The organism is Bryocella sp., assembly GCF_058498515.1.
In genome coordinates, this window is record NZ_JBMHYI010000008.1 from 26,284 (window position 1) to 42,871 (window position 16,588).

Here is a 16,588-nt window from a genome sequence, read left to right on the forward strand (position 1 = left end):
GCCAAGGGCCAAGGGGTCAGAGGGAGTGGCAGGTGGGGTCGCGGTCGCGTCCTCGGGAAGGCTTGCCTCGCTCACTGGTGTTCGCGCTCCGCGGCGTTCTGTTGGGAGCGCAACAGGGCGGCCTGCTGTACGGCGCGGCCGATGCCCTGGGGTGTGAGGATGCCGAGCATGGCGCCATCTTCGATGACGGGGATGAACTCGCTGACGCCTACGGTGGCGGAGCGGCGGAGAGCATCGACGAGCTTCTCCTCAGGCGAGGCGAACTGCATGGCGCGGGTCATGATGCCCTGGAGGTAGCCATCGCCTTCGACCATGAGGCGGTTGTTGAGGGTGGCGCGGGCGACAGAGCCGACGAGGTAGTTACCGCGGAGGACCGGGAAGACGTCCTGCACGCTGTGGGTGGTGCGGTCGAGCGCGCTGCGAAGGGTGTCGGTGGTGGAGAGCAGGGTGTACTCGGTGAGCATGACGTCGCGGACGAGGATCGCTTCCGCGGCGGGCGAAGCGACGGGCTGCGCGACGGTGATCTGCGAGTAGAGCAGGAGGAAGAAGCCCAGCAGGATGAGCCAGAGATGGGCCTGCAGGACGAGGCCGCCGATGATCATGGCGAGTGCAATGACGCTGCCGAAGTTGATGGGCGGCATGGTGATGCCGGAGGCTGGCTTGGAGTCGTCGTTGTGGATTGTGGCGTTGCGGACTGGCTCGGTGGGGGTGGACTCGGGCTTGCGCAGGCGGGGGAGGAAGAGGCGTTGCGAGGTGAGCGCGGACGCGGGCAGCAGGCCAACTGCACCGAGGATGAACTCGGCCCAGATGAAGCTGCGCAGTATGTGCTGGGCGGAGATCCAGGGGGCTGCGAAGAGCGAGACGTGGGGATCGATGGCATAGGCCGCGGCCAGCAGCACGAGGCCAAGGACGAAGTTCGCGATGGGGCCGGCGGCGGTGACGACGCGGGTGCTCCAGCGTTCGGGCTCGGGCTGGCCGGGCATGGGAGCGAGGGCCATGACGCCGCCGACAGGAAGAAGGAAGATCGCGCGTACGCGCAGGCCGCTGTAGAGAGCAGCGAGGGCGCGTGCTGCTTCACGGACGGCGACGGCAAGGCAAAGGGCAAGCCAGAGGCCGAGGCCGCGCCAGGAGCTGTTCGCGGTCAGCGTGGCGTACATAAGCGCGAGCAGCAACAGCAGAGGAAAGCTGAGGTGCACGCGGACGTCGACACCGAAGAGACGGCCCAGCGGAATGGAGGAGCGCAGCACATGGTTATTGTAGAGGTTGGGGGACGATGGGTTCTCCGTTGTACGTGGTCCGTTCTCCGTTTGAGGGGATTTGGAAAACGGTGAACTGAGAACGGAGAAGGTTTCTACGTATGCGCGTTATTGCTGGAGAGTATCGATCCCGTCGACTGGAAGCCCCGAAAGGCATGGCTACGCGGCCTACGAGCGACAAGCTGCGGGAGACGCTGTTCAATGTGCTGGGGCCACGGATTGCGACGAAGCGGTTTGCGGACCTTTATGCAGGGTCGGGTGCGGTGGGGATTGAGGCGATCAGCCGCGGTGCCGAGTTTGTGTGGTTTGCGGAGAGTGCGCGGCCGGCGCTGGCGGCGATTCGCGACAACCTGCGGTTGCTGAAGATTGCGGCCGGGTATGCAGTCGAGGATCGCGGCGTGCAGCGGCTGCTGGAGGCGCTGGCGAAGAAGGGCACGGCGCTGGATGTGGTGTACCTCGACCCACCGTATGAGGCGGAGCGCGAGTATGAGGAGACGCTGGGCTATCTGGGGCGTCATGCGGCGACACTGCTGAATGAGGATGCGGTGGTGGTCGCGGAACATGCGAAGAAGAAGCCGCTGGCGGAGCGGTTTGGGGCGCTGGTGAGGACGCGGGTGCTCGAGCAGGGGGATGCGGCGTTGAGCTTTTACGGTGTGCAGCGCAGCGAGTAAGTCGCGACGTTCTACGTTGTGCGTTTTACGTTGTACGTTGTACGTTCGGCGCGTGCCCTCTACGTGGAACGTACAGCAGAGCACGTACAACGCTCGCCCTACCGCGCGTAGCCTCCGCCTTCGTGGGCTCCGGTCTTCAGGTCGACGGTGAAGGGGACATCCTTGTTGCTCATCATGTTCCATCCTGTGCCGTGGAGCTTGCCATCGATGACGTCAGTCATGGTGAGGCCTTCCCAGGTGAGGCGGGCGGATTCCCAATGCATGCCGTTGGCATTGAGCGCCAGGACCGTGTGGAAGCCTGCGAGAAGCAGGAGGCCGTTGGGCTCGTCTTCGTCGCGTGCGATGGTGGCGATCTGCACGACAGGCTTCAGCGGGATGTGGAGCGCTTTGTCGGGTGCGAGCGTGTCGATCAGGTAGGCGTAGCCACCGGCCACGGCGAGCATGTCGTCCGGCGCGGGACAGGCGAAGACTCCGGTGGGAAGCGAGCGGTCCTTGAAGCCAAGGGAGCAGGTTGCGAGGAAGGCTCCGCCTTGGCGGGGCTGGACATTGAGCAGCAACGCGCCGCGGGCGAGGGCTTCTTCTTCACCTGGCACGAACTGCGGGTAGGTGAAGTGGCGCGAGGGCAGGATCATGGGCGGCGCGGCGAGGACCTGCGCGGCCCAGGTGTGGGGGAAGGTGTCGAGCGTTGGGGGAGCGAGCGGCATGCGTTGTTTCTGGATGCTGTGGAGTGGGAAAAGGGGGCGGTTGCTGTCGAGGTGCGAGGTGACAGGTGCCCGCTTCGCGGGCCGGAGGTCTGAGGGACGTGCTTAGCGGAGGTGTTCCCAGCCTTGGGGTTTGAGCGGGGAGCGTTTGCCTTCGGGCGAGATGAGCGTGAGGCGGGGTTGGCGGGGTCTGCGTTCCGTGATGCGGCCGATGGAGGTGATGGGAACGCCGGCGATGGAGCGGGGCATTTTTGTGGTGGGGCTGGCGGTGAAGAGGAGTTCGTAGTCTTCGCCACCGTGGAGCGCGGCGTGACGTCGGGCGGCGGCGTCGGGCAGCAGGGTTTGCGTGAGTGCATGGAGTGGCAGCGCGGCCTGGTTGACCTCCGCGGCGGTGCCTGAGGCTTCGCAGAGGTGGGTGAGGTCGGTGGAGAGACCGTCGCTGAGGTCCATGGCGGCGGTGGCGAGGCGGCGACGGAGCAGGGCGGAGCCGACGGCGAGGCGGGGCTGGGGGAAGAAGTGGGGGTGGGACGAGGGCCAAGGGGCAAGGGCCAAGGGCCGAGTGGGTGGAGCGTCGAGCAGTTGTTGCAGCTCGGCGGCGGCTCCGCCGAGGGCTCCGGTGACGTAGAGGAGGTCGCCGGGGTGGGCGGTGCTGCGGCGGAGGGCTCGGCCGGTTGGCGTGGCTCCGAGGAGGACGATGTCGGCTAGCACGGCGTCGGTCGGGGACTCGCTGGTGTCGCCTCCGGCGAGGGGGACGTGGTGCTGCTTTGCGAGGGGGAGGAGGCCGTCGAGGAAGCCGTCAAGCCAGAGCTGATCGTTTGCGGCGGACTTTGGAAGGGCTAGCGAGAGGAAGGCGGCGAGCGGGGTGGCTCCCATGGCGGCGAGGTCGGAGAGGCCGCGGGCGAGGGTGCGGTGGCCGATGCTTTGGGGGGTGTGCCAGTCGCGGCGGAAGTGGCGGCCTTCGAGGGAGAAGTCGGTGGTGACGACGAGCTCGTGGCCGCGGGGGACGCGGAGGATCGCGCAGTCGTCCCCGATGCCGAGCTGGAGGGCGCGGGAGCGCTGGCCCAGGGTACGGCGGCGGATGCGCTCGATGAGGGCCAGTTCGCCTTGTGGGGGCTTGGGGGGCATACAGGAACCAGAGTAAACAAATGGGATCGAATTGGGAGTCGCGAGCTGGGAGCCGAGAGCGACACCGAGGCAACCGGCTGGGTGAAGCGGATTTCCTTCCCGAATGACAAAGGAGAGCAGACTCGGCTGCTGGCTCGTCGTTGTCATGGGGTTACGGTCATGGAATTAAGGCCGTCACCACGTGTCAGGTGCCGAACTTCAGCGTCCTTGTCTTCTGGCAAGGGGTTCTGGTGGGGCTCCCGGAGAGAAGTGTCACCGGATGTCGGGGCACTTCGATTGTGCCAAAGATAACGGTCTGGGGCGGGGCTGGAACCTTGCTGGGCTGCTCTGCGTCCGTTAACATGACAGGTACGAGCTTGCTTCGTACCGGACGGCGTGGGGTGGGCCCCGCCGGCGGAAATTGCGCGAGCGGAACGTTCCATCTCTCCCAAGCGGGGCGTGGTGCGCCGATCGCGTTGATGCTGGGACCGTGCAGGGGCCCCCTGAAGTAGGGAGTGCCTGCGCGCGAATACGCGTAACGCTTTTACGCGGAATACGAGGCGGCTGGATTGCGCAAGCGCTACATCGAGTACGTGACGCACGGGGAAGACGGAGAAGTCGACCGGACGCTGATCCCGATGCGTTTCGTCTACGGCTTTGCGGCTGCGGCGATCATGGGCCTGTTTACGTTTGCGGGCATGGCGGGCAGCTACAGCCGGATGCTGGTGAAAGCGGAGTCGGTGAACCGGCTGCGCGAGGAGCTGGCGAACAGCCGGCGCGACTATCAGCACCTGGAGACGAAGACCCGCGAGAAGGATGTGCAGGCGGCCAGCCTGGGCTCGCTGGCGACCGAGGTTTCGGCGATTTATGGGCTGACGGCGGGCAAGCTGACGCTGCCGCACGGGCTCAATGTGGGGAAATTTCAGGCTGGCAAGCTCAAGAGCAAGCAGGAGCCGGTGGCCGTGGCTGCGGCGCAGGCTAAGCTCAAGGATGATTCCAGCGGGTTCAGCGATGACAGCTATATGAGCTCGCTGGACACGTTTGTGGCGCTGAAGGACACGGCGGCGACGGGCAGTCTGATGCTGGAACGGGCGGAGCCGGGGCTGGCGACCCGGGCGGCGCTGAGCAGCTTCGCCAGTCTCGATACCAGTACCAGCATCGGCGGCAACACTCCCGATATGTGGCCGGTGATGGGGCCGATCAACTCAGGCTTCGGCGAGCGCGAGGACCCGATCCTGGGCAACGGCGATGGCGAGTTCCATAAGGGCGTCGATATCGGCGCGCCGAACGGCACGCCGGTGCATGCTCCGGCGGCGGGGCGCGTGATCAAGGCTGGTATGGGCAACGGCTATGGCCGCGAGGTCCAGATCGACCATGGCAACGGCATGGTGACGCTGTATGCGCATCTGCAGGGCTTCAACGTGGTTGCAGGTCAGATGGTCGCGAAGGGCGAGGTGATTGGGTACGTGGGCCACAGTGGCAGCCGCGTGACCGGTCCGAACCTGCACTACGAGGTCCAGATTCGCGGGACTGCGGTGAACCCGCATAAGTACCTGCGATCGACGATGGCGTCGCTGGGCGAAGCGCCTTAGGGGCAGCAGAACAGCTTAGAGGCAGCAGAGTAGCGGAATAGCAGAACAGCTGAATAGCGAAAGCGGAGCGGCGGAACTGGGATGACCCAGTTCCGCCGTTCGCGTTTGGCCGTGGATGCGAAGGACTAGACGGTGTACTTGCTCGAGGAATTGGTGAGGTAGTGGTTGCGGATGTCTTCCAGGAGTTTGGGGCCGGTGGGCTTCCAGCCCAGGGCCTGCTGGGTGATGGCGCTGCTGGTGGGGTTGTCGAGGCCGACGAACATCGCCATCCAGGTGAAGTGGGCCTGCGTCTCTTCGGGGTTGAGGCTCTTCGCCGGCAGGCCGGTGCCTGCGGAGATGGTTTCCGCGATGGATCGTGTGGAGACGCCCTCTTCGTCGACGCCGTTGAAGAGCGAGCCCGCCTTGCCCTTCTCGAACGCCAGGCGATAGAGCTTCGCCGCGTCGAGGCGATGGACTGCGGGCCAGCGGTTGGAGCCGTCGCCGGGGAAGGCCGCGACGCCGGCCTTGAGGTCGCAGCCGATGATCATGGGGATGAAGCCCTTGTCGCCCTGGCCGTGGACGGTGGGCGAGAGGCGGATGACGCTGGAGCGGATGCCGCGGCCGGCGGCCTCGCGGACGAGTTTTTCGGCGGCGGCGCGACCGTGTTCGATGCCGGGTGTCTCTTCGGTGGAGGTTTTGCCGGTGGGCTGCTGGCCGAAGACGGTCATCAGGGTGCCGGAGGTTCCGACGAAGGGTTTGTCTGTGCCTTCGATGGCATCGAGCATGGCCTGGATGGCGGCGAAGTCGGTCTTGAGGGATTGTTCGTAGTTGGCAAAGTCGTGGACGAAGCCCAGGTGGATGACACCGTCAGTCTCGCTGGCGGCTTTGGCGAGGGCCGCGGTATCGGTGAGGTCGGCGCGGAGGACCTCGGCGCCGGCGGCGACCAGCTTCGCTTCGCCTTCCTCACTGCGGGCGAGGCCCAGTACCTGGTGTCCGGCGCCGAGAAGCTCGGCGACCGTGGGCGTGCCAATCCAACCTGTTGCTCCTGTGACAAAAACTCGCATCGTTATCTCCTTGTGAGGCCTCCAACTTGCATACGGCGCCTGCGTTCGGGATTGCAGCAGTGCTTCGGGGCTGACGCGTGGAGGCGGGCTGCGTCATCCTATGATCATGGTCGTCGCTGGGGTGGTTGCGCGGCGACTCCCGGGCTGCTTTCCTCGACCCGAATCCTGCTGTGGGAAGATCTGCCGCAGGTTTTCCTACCGAACGTCTTCCTATTGCTTGTCGTGTCCTATTGCCTGTCGCGCCACTCGAGGTTTTCGCAAGATGCCTATCAGCTCAATCCGCAGCTACGAATCCGAACCCTGCTATCACGCCGACAGCCTTCGCCTGGTGCGGATGTCGGGAAGCGGCGTGCTCCAGACGAGCCTGGATGCGGGCTGGCGATCGGTGCTGCTGGTGCGGCGCGAGCTGCCCGAGGCTCTGGAGAGCTTTGAGATGCCGTCGACCGCGGACCACCACGTGGGTCTTGTCGTTCGTGGGACGAGTGAGTTCTCGAGCGTGCATAACGGACGGGCCTATCGCACCACGAAGCGGCCGGGACACCTCACCATGTCGGCACCGCGGCAGACGCACCGCATGAGCTGGCGATCGCTGAGTCCAGAGCGTGGCGAGGTGCTTTCGGTGTTTCTTCCAGCGGTGTACTTCGAAGAGGCTGCGGAGGAGTATCGGCGGGCTGGAACCCCTGTGCAGGCTGAGGTCCTGTGCGGGATGGGAGCGACGGATGGCATCGTCGCGCAGGTGATGGAGTCGCTCTCGACGGCGGCCGGGCAGGGGCTTCCGGACTCGTATGCGGATTCTGCGGCGCGGTACCTGGCGACTCATCTGCTCTCCATGGCGCATCGCTGGCCGGAGTCGACGATGGGCCGGAGCGCGGGGCATGAGCTGACGGACCGGCGGCTGGCGCGGGTGATGGAGTACCTCGAGCACCATCATCGCGAGGATGTGTCGAACCAGCAGATGGCGGAGGTAGCGGGGATCAGTCCGTTCCACTTCACGAGGCTGTTCAAGCGCAAGGTGGGCTGCACGCCGCACCGCTATTTGCTGCAGCTGCGCATGCAGAGTGCGCGAAAGATGCTGCGCGGGACCGACCTGAGCGTGCTGGAGGTGGCGGCGGCCTGCGGGTACGCGAACCCGAGCCACTTTGCGGCGGCGTTCTGCAATGCGTTTGGGCAGAATCCGGGAGAGTTTCGGGGTAGTTTGGGGTAAGCGGGCGAAAGGCAACAGCAGATCCCCTTCGGGGATGACAACAAGAAAGACAACGACCAGGTTCCGGCATGACCCGGGAGCGGTCGTGGTGAGGTCCCACGTCTCAGAATCGAGACGTGGGGCACCCGGCAGTTGCAGGGGCGAGCTCTCTTGACACGCATCGCAATCTGCAATATAAAATATTGCAATCCGTTATGTGCTGGGAAGCGGCACGGAGGGGGCTGGCGAGGTTTGCGGCCCGAGGGCGATGAAGCTCGGCGACAAAATCCGGTATCTGCGGGAAGTGGAGGGATCGTTGCGCGGCCTTGGCCGGGCGATGACCCAGGGCGAGCTGGTGAAGGCCATTGCGGCCGAGATGGACCAGAAGCTGAGCCAGAGCTACCTTTCGCAGATCGAGAGCGGGGCGCGCCCGCACCTGACCAACACCACACGGCTGCTGCTGGCGAAGTTCTTCAAGGTCCATCCGGGATTTCTGGTGGAGGATCCCGAGGGATATTCGGCGGAGCTGATCAGCGATCTGCGCGGGCAGGAAGACAAGCTCGACCTGTGGCTGGTGGGCGGGGCGGAGCGGTTCCGCAAAGACCCAGAGCTGCGGCGGGCGCTGCTGGCGATCTCGAAGCATGAGGATTCGCGCGGGAGCCTGTTGCTGCTGGAGTGCGTGCTGGAGACGCCGAAGCTGGCGGAGCGGTTGATGGAGGTTCTGGGAGGGACAGGGCCCAGGGCCAAGGTTCCAGGGTCCAGCGGCCAAGGGACAAGGGCCAGGGGGCAAGGGACAAAGAGCTGGAGCCAAGGGAATGGCGGAGGCGTGCGATGAGCGGATGGGATTGGAATGCGATTTACCTGACGTGTTTTGGCGTGGGTCTGCTGTTGAGCGTGATCTCGTTCTTTGCCGGCGGGCTGCACCTGCATGTGGGGCATGGGCACATTCATCTGCATGGACCGCGTGTGAAGCATGGCGCTTCGCCGATTGATGGCTTCACGCTGATGGCGTTCCTGTGCTGGTTTGGCGGCGCGGGCTACCTGATGCATCGGGCGAACGTGTTTGGGGCTTCGCTGGCGCTGTTGTTCTCGGCTCTGAGCGGGTTGGCGGGCGCGGCGATCATCTTCTGGTTCCTGACGGCGGTGCTGATGAAGTATGAGCGCACGCTGGAGCCGGCAGATACGGAGATGGTGGGCGTGATCGGCAAGCTCAGTGCTTCGGTGCCGCAGAAGGGTGTGGGCGAGATGCTGTATGCCCAGGGCGGTGCGCGGCGGAGTGTTCCGGTGCGCAGCGACAGCGGCGAGGTGATCGAACGCGGCGCGGAGGTGGTGGTGATGCGCTATCAGCGCGGCGTGGCGTACGTGAAGCGGTGGGATGACTTCGAACATGGGCTGCTGGCAGAAGGGCCGGAGAAGCAGGGATTAGGGCACAGGGATTAGGGATTAGGCAAAGTGAAAAACGTGGGATCGAGTTTGGAGCTTTCAGCTGTGAGCTTGGAGTTTGAGGATTCGGGTTTTCCGTGAGGTGAGCGGTGCGCTTCTACAAGTATTGACGGCGCTCGAGCGAGGTGAACATCGCGAGCGTTCTTATGCCCCGGGATGGTGTGCGGGGTTTGATTTGGAGGTTGTCTTCACGCTGAGAAGTTAGGGAAAGGCAAAGGAACGGCAATGAACAACGAAGTGATCGTTGTGATTGGTTTGATTGTGCTGGGCACGGTGGTGCTCATGGCGGTGATGGCGGGCATGTACCGCAAGGCGGGCCCGAACGAAGCGATCATTCGCTACGGCTTTGGTGGACCGAAGGTCATCATCGGGCACGGTGCGCTGGTCTATCCGATGGTGCAGCACACGCGCATGTTGTCGCTGGAGCTGATGAGCTTCGATGTGGCGCCGAGCCAGGACCTGTACACCAAGCAGGGTGTTGCGGTGACGGTCGAGGCTGTGGCGCAGATCAAGGTGCGCAGCGACATGGCCAGCATCATGACGGCGGCGGAGCAGTTTCTGTCGAAGTCGCCGATGGAGCGCGATGGCTTGATCCGGCTGGTGATGGAAGGCCATCTGCGCGGGATCATTGGCCAGCTGACGGTCGAGCAGATTGTGAAGGAGCCGGAGATGGTGGGTGAGCGCATGCGCGCTACCTGCGCGGAGGACCTGAGCAAGATGGGGCTGGAAGTTGTCTCGTTCACTATCAAGGAGGTTCGCGACAAGAACGAGTACATCACCAACATGGGTCGGCCGGATGTGGCTCGCATCAAGCGCGACGCGGAGATTGCACAGGCTGAAGCAGAGCGCGATACGGCGATTCGCCGCGCGATTGCGATGCGCGAGGCTGCTGTAGCGAAGGCCGAAGCGGACCAGCAGCGCGTGCTCGCCGAGACAATGTCGCTGGCCAAGCAGGCAGAGGCGCAGCGAGATCTCGATGTGCAGAAGGCGCAGTTTACGGAGGCCGCGCAGCGTCAGCAGGCGCAGGCCGACAAGGCGTATGAGCTGCAGACGAACGTGATGCAGCAGAAGGTCATCGCCGAGCAGGTGAGGGTGGTGCAGATCGAGAAGGAAGCGCAGGTGAAGGTGCAGGAGGCCGAGATTCTGCGCAACGAGAAGGAGCTGATCGCGACGGTGCTGAAGAAGTCGGAGATCGAGGCTCAGCGCATCGGCAACATGGCGAACGCTGAGAAGGCTCGCACGGTGGCGGAGGCTGAAGGCAGAGCCCAGGCGATCCGCACGCAGGGTGAGGCGGAGGCTTCGATCATCTTCCAGAAGGGCGAGGCGGAAGCGAAGGCGATGAACATCAAGGCCGAAGCGTACCAGGAATGGTCGCAGGCCGCGGTGGTCGACAAGCTGATCTCGAACATGGCGGAGGTGGTGCGCGCGATGGCGGAGCCGCTGAACAAGATCGACAAGATCACCATCGTCAGCACGGGTGATGGCAAGGGTGTGGGAGCGTCGAAGCTGACCGGCGAGATGACCGAGATTGCCGCGCAGGTGCCTGCATTGTTTGAGGCGCTGAGCGGCATGAAGATGAGCGACCTGATGTCGAACGTGAAGCAGATGTCGGCTCGCTCGGACAAGAGGGACGAGGCTCCGAAGGCTGGGGCTTAACAAGGGCGCGGCGCGCGAAGAGATTCGCGCGCCGCGTGATCTTTAGAAGCAGATCCTCTTCGAGGATGACAACGAGAAGAGCAACAACAAGAACAAACGGAAGAGCAAGGCTGGAGGAACACCATGTCACTGATGGAACGAGTTGCCACCCTGCTGCGCGCGAATGTGAATGACCTGATCGACCGCGCGGAGGATCCCGAGAAGATGATGAAGCAGCTTGTGCTCGACATGGAGAACCAGTTGCTGCAGGTGAAGACGCAGGTGGCGATTGCCATCGCGGACCAGCATGTGCTGGAGAGGCGCTCGAAGGAAGAGCATGAGGCTGCGGCGAGCTGGAAGCAGAAGGCCGAGCTCGCGGTGAGCAAGGGCGAAGAGCAGCTGGCGCGGCTGGCGCTGGAACGCTCGCTGAGCCATGAGCAGATGGCGGAGGGATTTGCGCGGCAGGTGACGGAGCAGGCTACGGAGTCGGATGCGTTGCGCTCGACCTACAACAAGCTGCAGGCGAAGCTGACGGAGACGCAGGCGCAGTGTGAGATGCTGCTCGCGGAGCATCGCAGGGCGCGGATGGTGGGCAAGGCGACGAAGGCTCAGGAGCGGATTGCGGCGGGGAACGTCGACACGCGCGGTGGCGTGCTGGGGCGGTTCAAGACGACGATCACGAAGGTCGAGGCCGAGAACCATGCGGGGCGGACGCTGCTCGAAGGCGACACGCTGGAAGATCGTTTCAAGGCGCTGGAGAAGGATGACAAGGTGGAACGGCTGCTGGAGGAACTGAAGCGGCTGGATGCCGAGAAGCGCGAGGCGAGGATGCTGGAGGCGGGGTGAGGAAAGCAGTGAGTAGACAGTAGAGGGTAGAGGGCTGCTTCACGGAGCCAGCTGTGCTCCAACCCTGGACTCTTGAAAGACCCGGGGCACCCGAAGTTGTGGGCGGCGCGGGAGATTCTGCAAACCCACCTCTCAGAGTCGAGAGGTGGGGCACCCGGTTGAAAAAGTTTGATCGAGTTTGGGGTTTTGAGGTTCGAGTCGCCAGTGGGCCAGATCCCAGCTGCCAGTGGGGCGCTTACTTGCCGGTGTAGGTGACGTGCCAGACGCTGCGGCTTCCATCGTCGGTGACGAAGAGGGAGCCGTCGAGGGCGAGGGTGACGCCTACGGGGCGGCCCCAGACCTGGCCATCTTTGGTGACGAAGCCGGTGAGGAAGTCGTTGTACTCGCCGGAGGCTATGCCGTTGCGGACGGGGATGTAGATGACTTCGTAGCCGGCGCGGGCGGCGCGGTTCCAGCTGCCGTGTTCGGCGGCGAAGGCTCCGCCGTAATACTCGGTGGGAAAGTTCAAGTGCAGCGAGCGTGCCTGAAAAGGAGGCGGCGGGGCGGGGTAGTCGGGGAGGTCGGTGTGCTTGGTCGGGTAGAAGACCATTTGCAGCGAGGCCATGTGGGGTTGGACCAGGACGTCGGGCGTGCGGACCTTCGAACTCAGGTCGGTGCGTTTGCAGTCTTTGGCTTCGGCGTCGGTGAGGGGCTGGGTCCGTTGCGGATTGGGGCCGGTGCCGTTGGCGCAAGGCTGGGGCAGGCGTGGGTCCTGATGGCCTCCCATGTAGTACCAGGGCCAGCCGAAGAAGCTGCCTTCGGGGACGCTGGTGACATAGTCGGGGACGAGGTGGTTGCCGAGGTTGTCGCGCTCGTTGGTGGAGCACCAGAGGGCGCCGGTGACGGGGTTGATGGCCTCGCCGACGCAGTTGCGGATGCCGGAGGCGTAGACGGAGAGGAACTTGCCTTCGGGGGTGTAGGCGAGGACGTCGGCGCGGTGAAACTCCTTGGGGTGGGTGTCGGCGTCGTCGGCGTTGGAGCCGGAGCCGACAGAGATCAGCATGCGATTGTCGCGCGTGAAGACGATGTCGCGGGTCCAATGGCCTCCGCCGCGCAGCTGCGCGTAGCCGGGGATGTCGGGGATGACGGTCTCGGGGGCGGCGGTGGCCTTCAGATCGCCGGAGTGATACGGGAAGCGGGCGATGGTGGTGGCATTGCCGATGTAGACCCACTTGGGGGCGGTCGCAGGATAGAAGGCGATGCCGAAGGGGTGATCGAGGCCGGTGGCGAACTGCGAGATGATTTGGGCTTTGCCGTCGGGCTTGACGCCGCGCAGGACGAAGATTGTTCCGGCTTGGGAGTCGGCGAGGAAGAGGTCGCCGTTGGGCGCGGTACGGATGAGGCGCGGCATGACGAAGGTGCCCTGCGTGGCGGCGTGGGTCTCGCGCTTGTTCTCGCTGCGCTGCATGGGGGTGCTGTCGCCGCCGGCGTAGAGCGTGACCTTGAAGCCGGCCGGGGCGATGGGCCAGGCGCCTTCGGGGCGAGGGACGACGGTGGGACCGTTGTCGACGGCTTCGGAGGGGTTGGGCGCGGGGAGATCGGCGAGAGTGATCTTGTGGCGGACGCCGGGGGACTGCTGGTTCCAGTCGGTGAAGGCGGCCTGGCCGGTGAGGAGAGACTGCTGGGCGACGAGAGGTCGGGAAGCGAGTATGGCGAGGGCGCTGAGGAGGAGGGTGGGCTTCTGCATGCGGTCTCCCTGGGACTGTATGGGTGAGGAGCGAGTGTAACGGGCCGCGAGAAGAGGGGTGAATCGCGACTCCGAGCTTATACCTGCTTTGGATGTCGAACGAGGGGCCCTGGAAACGCCGGAGTCAGGGCTGCTCACGAGACAGGCGCGATTTGCTAGTGGCTGGCGGCAACTGCTGTTGCAGCTGAAGGCGCAGTGTTCTCTGCGCCGATCGAGTGGCCTGAGCTGAGGGCTTTGAGCTCGTCGGCGCTGGCGCTGGCGGTGATGATCGCGTGCGCCTGGTGCTGTTCCACCTGCACGGAGTCCATGATCTTGCGGATGGCCTCGTCGGACGGAGTCTCGGCGTGCTGCGTCGAGGCGATGCCGCGAATGATGCCGAGGAGGCTGCCGACAGCTTCCGCGGTGCGCGCGGCGGAGGCGGCGTCGGGAGCGAACTCTTCGATGCGAAGCTTCGCGGAGGTGGTGTAGCGGAGGCTGGCGACGAGGTCGGTGTCCGCGGCCATGGGGAGCGTGAGGCCGAAGGCGTTGATCTGTCCGTTCTGCGAGAAGGGAAGGCCGATGTGGCCGATGCCCCAGGCCTGCGAGAGCAACGGGACGTCGCGATAGTGCTTTGCGAGCAGGGAGCTTCCGGTGAGGCCGATGGCCGCAGCCCGCGAGCGGTCGAGCATGGAGTGGATCTGCTCGGTGGTGGGCATGTTGGAGGCGGCGATGGTGTCGTAGTCGAGCTGCGCGATGCGGAGTTGGCGGTTCTCGATGGGGATGGTGTAGATGGTGTGGCCGGAGTATTCCTCGCGACCGGGGGCGAGGCCTTCGAGGTAGTGGCGGAAGCGTTCGCCATCGAAGCGGCCGATGAAGACTTCAGAGTAGGCCACGGGGCCGTTGGGGCCGTTGGGGTCGGGCATGGCGTGCAGTGCGAAGGCGACGGAGTCGAGGTCGCGCTCCGGGTCGATCCCGGTGGCGTCGACGAAGCGCTGGAAGTCGGCGCTGCGGATGATGGGGGTCTGGTCGAAGTGAGTGGCGGAGCGCAGGGGAGCGACGTGGAGATAGATGATGGCGTCGGACTCAGGCAGCAGGCGCGCGGCGTCGGGCGGCGCCTGGGTGCGGAGGTAGAGCGCGACGCCCAGGCCTGCAGCGAGTGCGCAGGCGAGGATCGTCGGGAAGAGCGTACGTTTTCGCATTCGTTCTTCGGCGCCGGAGCGCGGGTTATTCGGCTATCGAGAAGGTGAAGATCTTACCGGAGCCTTCGATGCCCCGGACGTTGGAGCTGCCTGGAGGAAGCACACCGTACTCGCCCTTGATGATGTCGACGGGCACGGTGAAGGTGTAGAGCTGGGGGCCGACTTTGACGGGGTGGAACTCGAGCTGGTTGCGGTCGGAGCCGGTCTCGGAGTGGAAGACGCCTCCGGTCTGGACGCGGAACTCACGCCAGGAGGATTTCTCGACGAAGCGGAGGAACTGGTACTCCTCGGCGGAGGTACCGGCGGGAGTGTAGATGAGGATCTCGACGCCGGTGGGGAGGATGAGCGAGGACTTGGGGCCTTCGAGATGGCCGTTCATGTCCTGCTTGATGATGTTGTGAGTCAGGATGGATTTGGCCGCGCCGCCCTGCTTGAAGACGACACGCTCGGTGTGGAGCGGGATCCATTCGCCGGTCTTGCCTTTGTAGTAGACGCCGATCTCGTCGAGCCCCGCAGCGGAGGCTGTGAGCTTCGAGGACGCGGTGGGGACGGGGTGCATGGCGAAGCCCGAGGCGCCGTTGGTGCGCTGTTGCATGGCCGCAATGACCTTGTCGGAGAGACCTTGCTTCTTGAGGTCGATGAGGTCGTCGGGGTTGACGTCGTAGTGTCCGGGCTGCATGGCGATGGTCTGGACGAGGACGTCGTCGCCGATGCCGGCGGTGTGCATGCGCAGGATGGTGTCGTTGCCGATGAGTTTGGGCTTGGAGTAGTCGTGGGACTGCTGGAGCGGGCCGTCTGCGGAACCTGGCGCGGGCTCGGTGGCGTCGGGCAGGGCGCTCGACTGGGCGTGCAGGGCCGCCGCCAGGACGGGGACGAGGCAGGAGATCGAGATACGCAAAGGCCAGCTGCGCAGCCGGCTGCGGTGCGACGTCATGGGCGCTATCGTATCACCGGGGTGTGGCGGGAGGGCGGCGACTGAGGTGGGGCGGCGGAGGCGGAGGGAGCTCATATGGCAGAGGGACGAGGCAGGGCGGGGAAGGGTTACGCGAGCGGGGGCCTGGGGGTTGCAGAATGCCCTGCCTCGCGTTCGTGCCGCGGCTAGATGCAGGTCTTTCCACTCCGCTACGCTCCGGTCGAGATGACACATCACGGTACATGGATCGAGGAGGTTTGGGCTTCGTTCCTAGCAGGTCGCTGTGATACATTCAGAGTCGTACTGCTGCGGTTGCAGGAGTGCGCCGATAGAGGCTTTCGGCCGGTATCGGTGAGCGGGACGGGCTGGCGTAGCTCAGCTGGTAGAGCACCTGATTTGTAATCAGGCGGTCGGGGGTTCAAATCCCTTCGCCAGCTCCAGTTTCACGCCCTCCGCGCAAGCAAAGTTTGGTTGTACCTGCACGAAGCTCCCTTCCTCCGCAGTGTCCAACGAGCACAACTTCGATTCCAGCGAGATGTGCGGCCTTCGGCTGCGCGAATGCAGGACGAAGAGTGCCGCGGGATGGCGGACGAGAGAGCCCAGAGCAGGGGATGCACAGGTGGCCGAGTGGTTAATGGCAGCAGACTGTAAATCTGCCGCGTTATGCGCTACGGAGGTTCGAATCCTCCCCTGTGCACCAGTTTTGTGAGAACGTGTCCGGTGGAAACCGGGTGCGAGGTAAGAGGGTGGCGTGGAAGCCAAACGAGGAAGCGAGGGATCGCTGAATCCTGCGGCCAGCAAACGTCGGATGGTCATGGCGCTGGGGCTTTTGGTAGTCTTGGGACTGCTGGCCTGGTTCACCATCGACCCAACGGCCACGCTGCACGTTCACGGGGTACAGAACAGCCTGGTGTCGATTGAAGATCGCGACATTCAGATGCGCTGGATTCCGGAGTTGATTTTGGGCCTGTTCGCCTTCAGGATCGTGATGTCGCACATGCGCGCGCGGTTGGAAGAAAAGCAGTCCCGGGAACGCTGATGTAGCTCAGTGGTAGAGCACTCCCTTGGTAAGGGAGAGGTCGAGAGTTCAAGCCTCTCCATCAGCTCCATAATTTCAGGTTCGAGAGGCGAGATTCGAGATACGAGAGGAACGGTTGCCACAAGGATGACCTTCTTTCGAATCTCGGATCTCGCTTTTCGCATCTTGTGCAGGACGGGCGGGAGTAACTCAGTGGTAGAGTCACAGCCTTCCAAGCTGTTGGTCGCGGGTTCGATTCCCGTCTCCCGCTCCAGAGTT

At 64.4% G+C, this 16,588-nt stretch carries 15 protein-coding genes and 4 tRNA genes; 12 read left to right on the top strand and 7 right to left on the bottom strand.

Translation table 11 applies throughout. The features are described 5' to 3' along the window. Positions 1 to 71: 71 nt before the first annotated feature. Positions 72 to 1,247 carry a site-2 protease family protein gene (locus tag AC5E6W_RS02105; RefSeq protein WP_491750606.1) on the bottom strand — a complete coding sequence of 392 codons (1,176 nt, stop codon included), beginning with the start codon at positions 1,245 to 1,247 and terminating at the stop codon, positions 72 to 74. A gap of 110 nt (positions 1,248 to 1,357) precedes the next feature. Between AC5E6W_RS02105 and rsmD the strand changes: the two genes are divergently transcribed. Continuing rightward, positions 1,358 to 1,927: a 16S rRNA (guanine(966)-N(2))-methyltransferase RsmD gene (gene rsmD, locus AC5E6W_RS02110; protein WP_491750607.1), complete on the top strand. Its 570-nt coding sequence runs from the start codon at positions 1,358 to 1,360 to the stop codon at positions 1,925 to 1,927. A 98-nt stretch (positions 1,928 to 2,025) separates the two neighbouring features. Here rsmD and AC5E6W_RS02115 read toward each other — a convergent pair whose 3' ends face one another. Both AC5E6W_RS02115 and thiL read right to left on the bottom strand, forming a co-directional pair. Then, positions 2,026 to 2,631, bottom strand: coding sequence for a hypothetical protein (locus AC5E6W_RS02115; protein WP_491750608.1), 606 nt, complete (start codon positions 2,629 to 2,631; stop codon positions 2,026 to 2,028). A gap of 102 nt (positions 2,632 to 2,733) precedes the next feature. Beyond that, the gene (thiL, locus tag AC5E6W_RS02120; protein WP_491750609.1) at positions 2,734 to 3,753 is read right to left on the bottom strand and encodes a thiamine-phosphate kinase; all 1,020 of its coding nucleotides are present in this window, start codon (positions 3,751 to 3,753) and stop codon (positions 2,734 to 2,736) included. A gap of 548 nt (positions 3,754 to 4,301) precedes the next feature. On the opposite strand from thiL, the gene AC5E6W_RS02125 reads away from it, so the two are divergent. Then, positions 4,302 to 5,324 carry a M23 family metallopeptidase gene (locus AC5E6W_RS02125; RefSeq protein ID WP_491750610.1) on the top strand — a complete coding sequence of 341 codons (1,023 nt, stop codon included), beginning with the start codon at positions 4,302 to 4,304 and terminating at the stop codon, positions 5,322 to 5,324. A gap of 125 nt (positions 5,325 to 5,449) precedes the next feature. On the opposite strand, the gene AC5E6W_RS02130 is transcribed toward AC5E6W_RS02125, so the two are convergent. Then, positions 5,450 to 6,367, bottom strand: coding sequence for an SDR family oxidoreductase (locus AC5E6W_RS02130; RefSeq protein WP_491750611.1), 918 nt, complete (start codon positions 6,365 to 6,367; stop codon positions 5,450 to 5,452). 262 nt (positions 6,368 to 6,629) lie between these two features. On the opposite strand from AC5E6W_RS02130, the gene AC5E6W_RS02135 reads away from it, so the two are divergent. From AC5E6W_RS02135 to AC5E6W_RS02155, 5 genes are all read left to right on the top strand, one after another. Continuing rightward, complete coding sequence (locus tag AC5E6W_RS02135) at positions 6,630 to 7,571, top strand: helix-turn-helix domain-containing protein (protein WP_491750612.1); 942 nt, start codon at positions 6,630 to 6,632, stop codon at positions 7,569 to 7,571. A 247-nt stretch (positions 7,572 to 7,818) separates the two neighbouring features. Then, the gene (locus AC5E6W_RS02140; RefSeq protein ID WP_491750613.1) at positions 7,819 to 8,385 is read left to right on the top strand and encodes a helix-turn-helix domain-containing protein; all 567 of its coding nucleotides are present in this window, start codon (positions 7,819 to 7,821) and stop codon (positions 8,383 to 8,385) included. Next, positions 8,382 to 8,990 carry an NfeD family protein gene (locus AC5E6W_RS02145; protein WP_491750614.1) on the top strand — a complete coding sequence of 203 codons (609 nt, stop codon included), beginning with the start codon at positions 8,382 to 8,384 and terminating at the stop codon, positions 8,988 to 8,990. The genes AC5E6W_RS02140 and AC5E6W_RS02145 overlap by 4 nt, the downstream gene beginning before the upstream one ends. Positions 8,991 to 9,218: 228 nt before the next feature. After that, on the top strand, positions 9,219 to 10,649 hold the full coding sequence (locus AC5E6W_RS02150) for a flotillin family protein (RefSeq protein WP_491750615.1): 1,431 nt from the start codon (positions 9,219 to 9,221) through the stop codon (positions 10,647 to 10,649). A gap of 132 nt (positions 10,650 to 10,781) precedes the next feature. After that, on the top strand, positions 10,782 to 11,474 hold the full coding sequence (locus AC5E6W_RS02155; RefSeq protein ID WP_491750616.1) for a PspA/IM30 family protein: 693 nt from the start codon (positions 10,782 to 10,784) through the stop codon (positions 11,472 to 11,474). A gap of 235 nt (positions 11,475 to 11,709) precedes the next feature. On the opposite strand, the gene AC5E6W_RS02160 is transcribed toward AC5E6W_RS02155, so the two are convergent. The 3 genes from AC5E6W_RS02160 to AC5E6W_RS02170 all read right to left on the bottom strand — a co-directional run bounded on the left by AC5E6W_RS02160 (position 11,710) and on the right by AC5E6W_RS02170 (position 15,312). Next, positions 11,710 to 13,200, bottom strand: coding sequence for a PQQ-dependent sugar dehydrogenase (locus tag AC5E6W_RS02160; protein WP_491750617.1), 1,491 nt, complete (start codon positions 13,198 to 13,200; stop codon positions 11,710 to 11,712). 155 nt (positions 13,201 to 13,355) lie between these two features. Beyond that, positions 13,356 to 14,378: a hypothetical protein gene (locus tag AC5E6W_RS02165; protein ID WP_491750618.1), complete on the bottom strand. Its 1,023-nt coding sequence runs from the start codon at positions 14,376 to 14,378 to the stop codon at positions 13,356 to 13,358. Positions 14,379 to 14,403: 25 nt separating this feature from the next. Beyond that, positions 14,404 to 15,312 carry a hypothetical protein gene (locus tag AC5E6W_RS02170; protein WP_491750619.1) on the bottom strand — a complete coding sequence of 303 codons (909 nt, stop codon included), beginning with the start codon at positions 15,310 to 15,312 and terminating at the stop codon, positions 14,404 to 14,406. A gap of 343 nt (positions 15,313 to 15,655) precedes the next feature. Between AC5E6W_RS02170 and AC5E6W_RS02175 the strand changes: the two genes are divergently transcribed. The 5 genes from AC5E6W_RS02175 (at position 15,656) to AC5E6W_RS02195 (ending at position 16,583) form a co-directional block, all read left to right on the top strand. Continuing rightward, positions 15,656 to 15,731 (top strand) — tRNA-Thr (locus tag AC5E6W_RS02175). Between the two features lie 173 nt (positions 15,732 to 15,904). Continuing rightward, a tRNA-Tyr gene (locus AC5E6W_RS02180) sits at positions 15,905 to 15,991 on the top strand. A gap of 51 nt (positions 15,992 to 16,042) precedes the next feature. Then, a complete protein-coding gene (locus AC5E6W_RS02185; RefSeq protein ID WP_491750620.1) occupies positions 16,043 to 16,330 on the top strand; it encodes a hypothetical protein in 288 nt (95 codons plus the stop codon). Then, positions 16,326 to 16,400: transfer RNA gene (locus tag AC5E6W_RS02190), tRNA-Thr, on the top strand. Before AC5E6W_RS02185 ends, AC5E6W_RS02190 begins: the two co-directional genes overlap by 5 nt. 108 nt (positions 16,401 to 16,508) lie before the next feature. Next, a tRNA-Gly gene (locus AC5E6W_RS02195) sits at positions 16,509 to 16,583 on the top strand. Positions 16,584 to 16,588 lie beyond the last annotated feature (5 nt).

Excerpts from the sequence above, each read along its gene's own strand:
- rsmD (WP_491750607.1), top strand. The coding sequence starts at position 1,358 with ATGCGCGTTATTGCTGGAGAGTATCGATCCCGTCGACTGGAAGCCCCG.
- AC5E6W_RS02115 (WP_491750608.1), bottom strand. The coding sequence starts at position 2,631 with ATGCCGCTCGCTCCCCCAACGCTCGACACCTTCCCCCACACCTGGGCC.
- thiL (WP_491750609.1), bottom strand. The coding sequence starts at position 3,753 with ATGCCCCCCAAGCCCCCACAAGGCGAACTGGCCCTCATCGAGCGCATC.
- AC5E6W_RS02130 (WP_491750611.1), bottom strand. The coding sequence starts at position 6,367 with ATGCGAGTTTTTGTCACAGGAGCAACAGGTTGGATTGGCACGCCCACG.
- AC5E6W_RS02135 (WP_491750612.1), top strand. The coding sequence starts at position 6,630 with ATGCCTATCAGCTCAATCCGCAGCTACGAATCCGAACCCTGCTATCAC.
- AC5E6W_RS02140 (WP_491750613.1), top strand. The coding sequence starts at position 7,819 with ATGAAGCTCGGCGACAAAATCCGGTATCTGCGGGAAGTGGAGGGATCG.
- AC5E6W_RS02145 (WP_491750614.1), top strand. The coding sequence starts at position 8,382 with ATGAGCGGATGGGATTGGAATGCGATTTACCTGACGTGTTTTGGCGTG.
- AC5E6W_RS02150 (WP_491750615.1), top strand. The coding sequence starts at position 9,219 with ATGAACAACGAAGTGATCGTTGTGATTGGTTTGATTGTGCTGGGCACG.
- AC5E6W_RS02155 (WP_491750616.1), top strand. The coding sequence starts at position 10,782 with ATGGAACGAGTTGCCACCCTGCTGCGCGCGAATGTGAATGACCTGATC.
- AC5E6W_RS02160 (WP_491750617.1), bottom strand. The coding sequence starts at position 13,200 with ATGCAGAAGCCCACCCTCCTCCTCAGCGCCCTCGCCATACTCGCTTCC.
- AC5E6W_RS02165 (WP_491750618.1), bottom strand. The coding sequence starts at position 14,378 with ATGCGAAAACGTACGCTCTTCCCGACGATCCTCGCCTGCGCACTCGCT.
- AC5E6W_RS02170 (WP_491750619.1), bottom strand. The coding sequence starts at position 15,312 with ATGACGTCGCACCGCAGCCGGCTGCGCAGCTGGCCTTTGCGTATCTCG.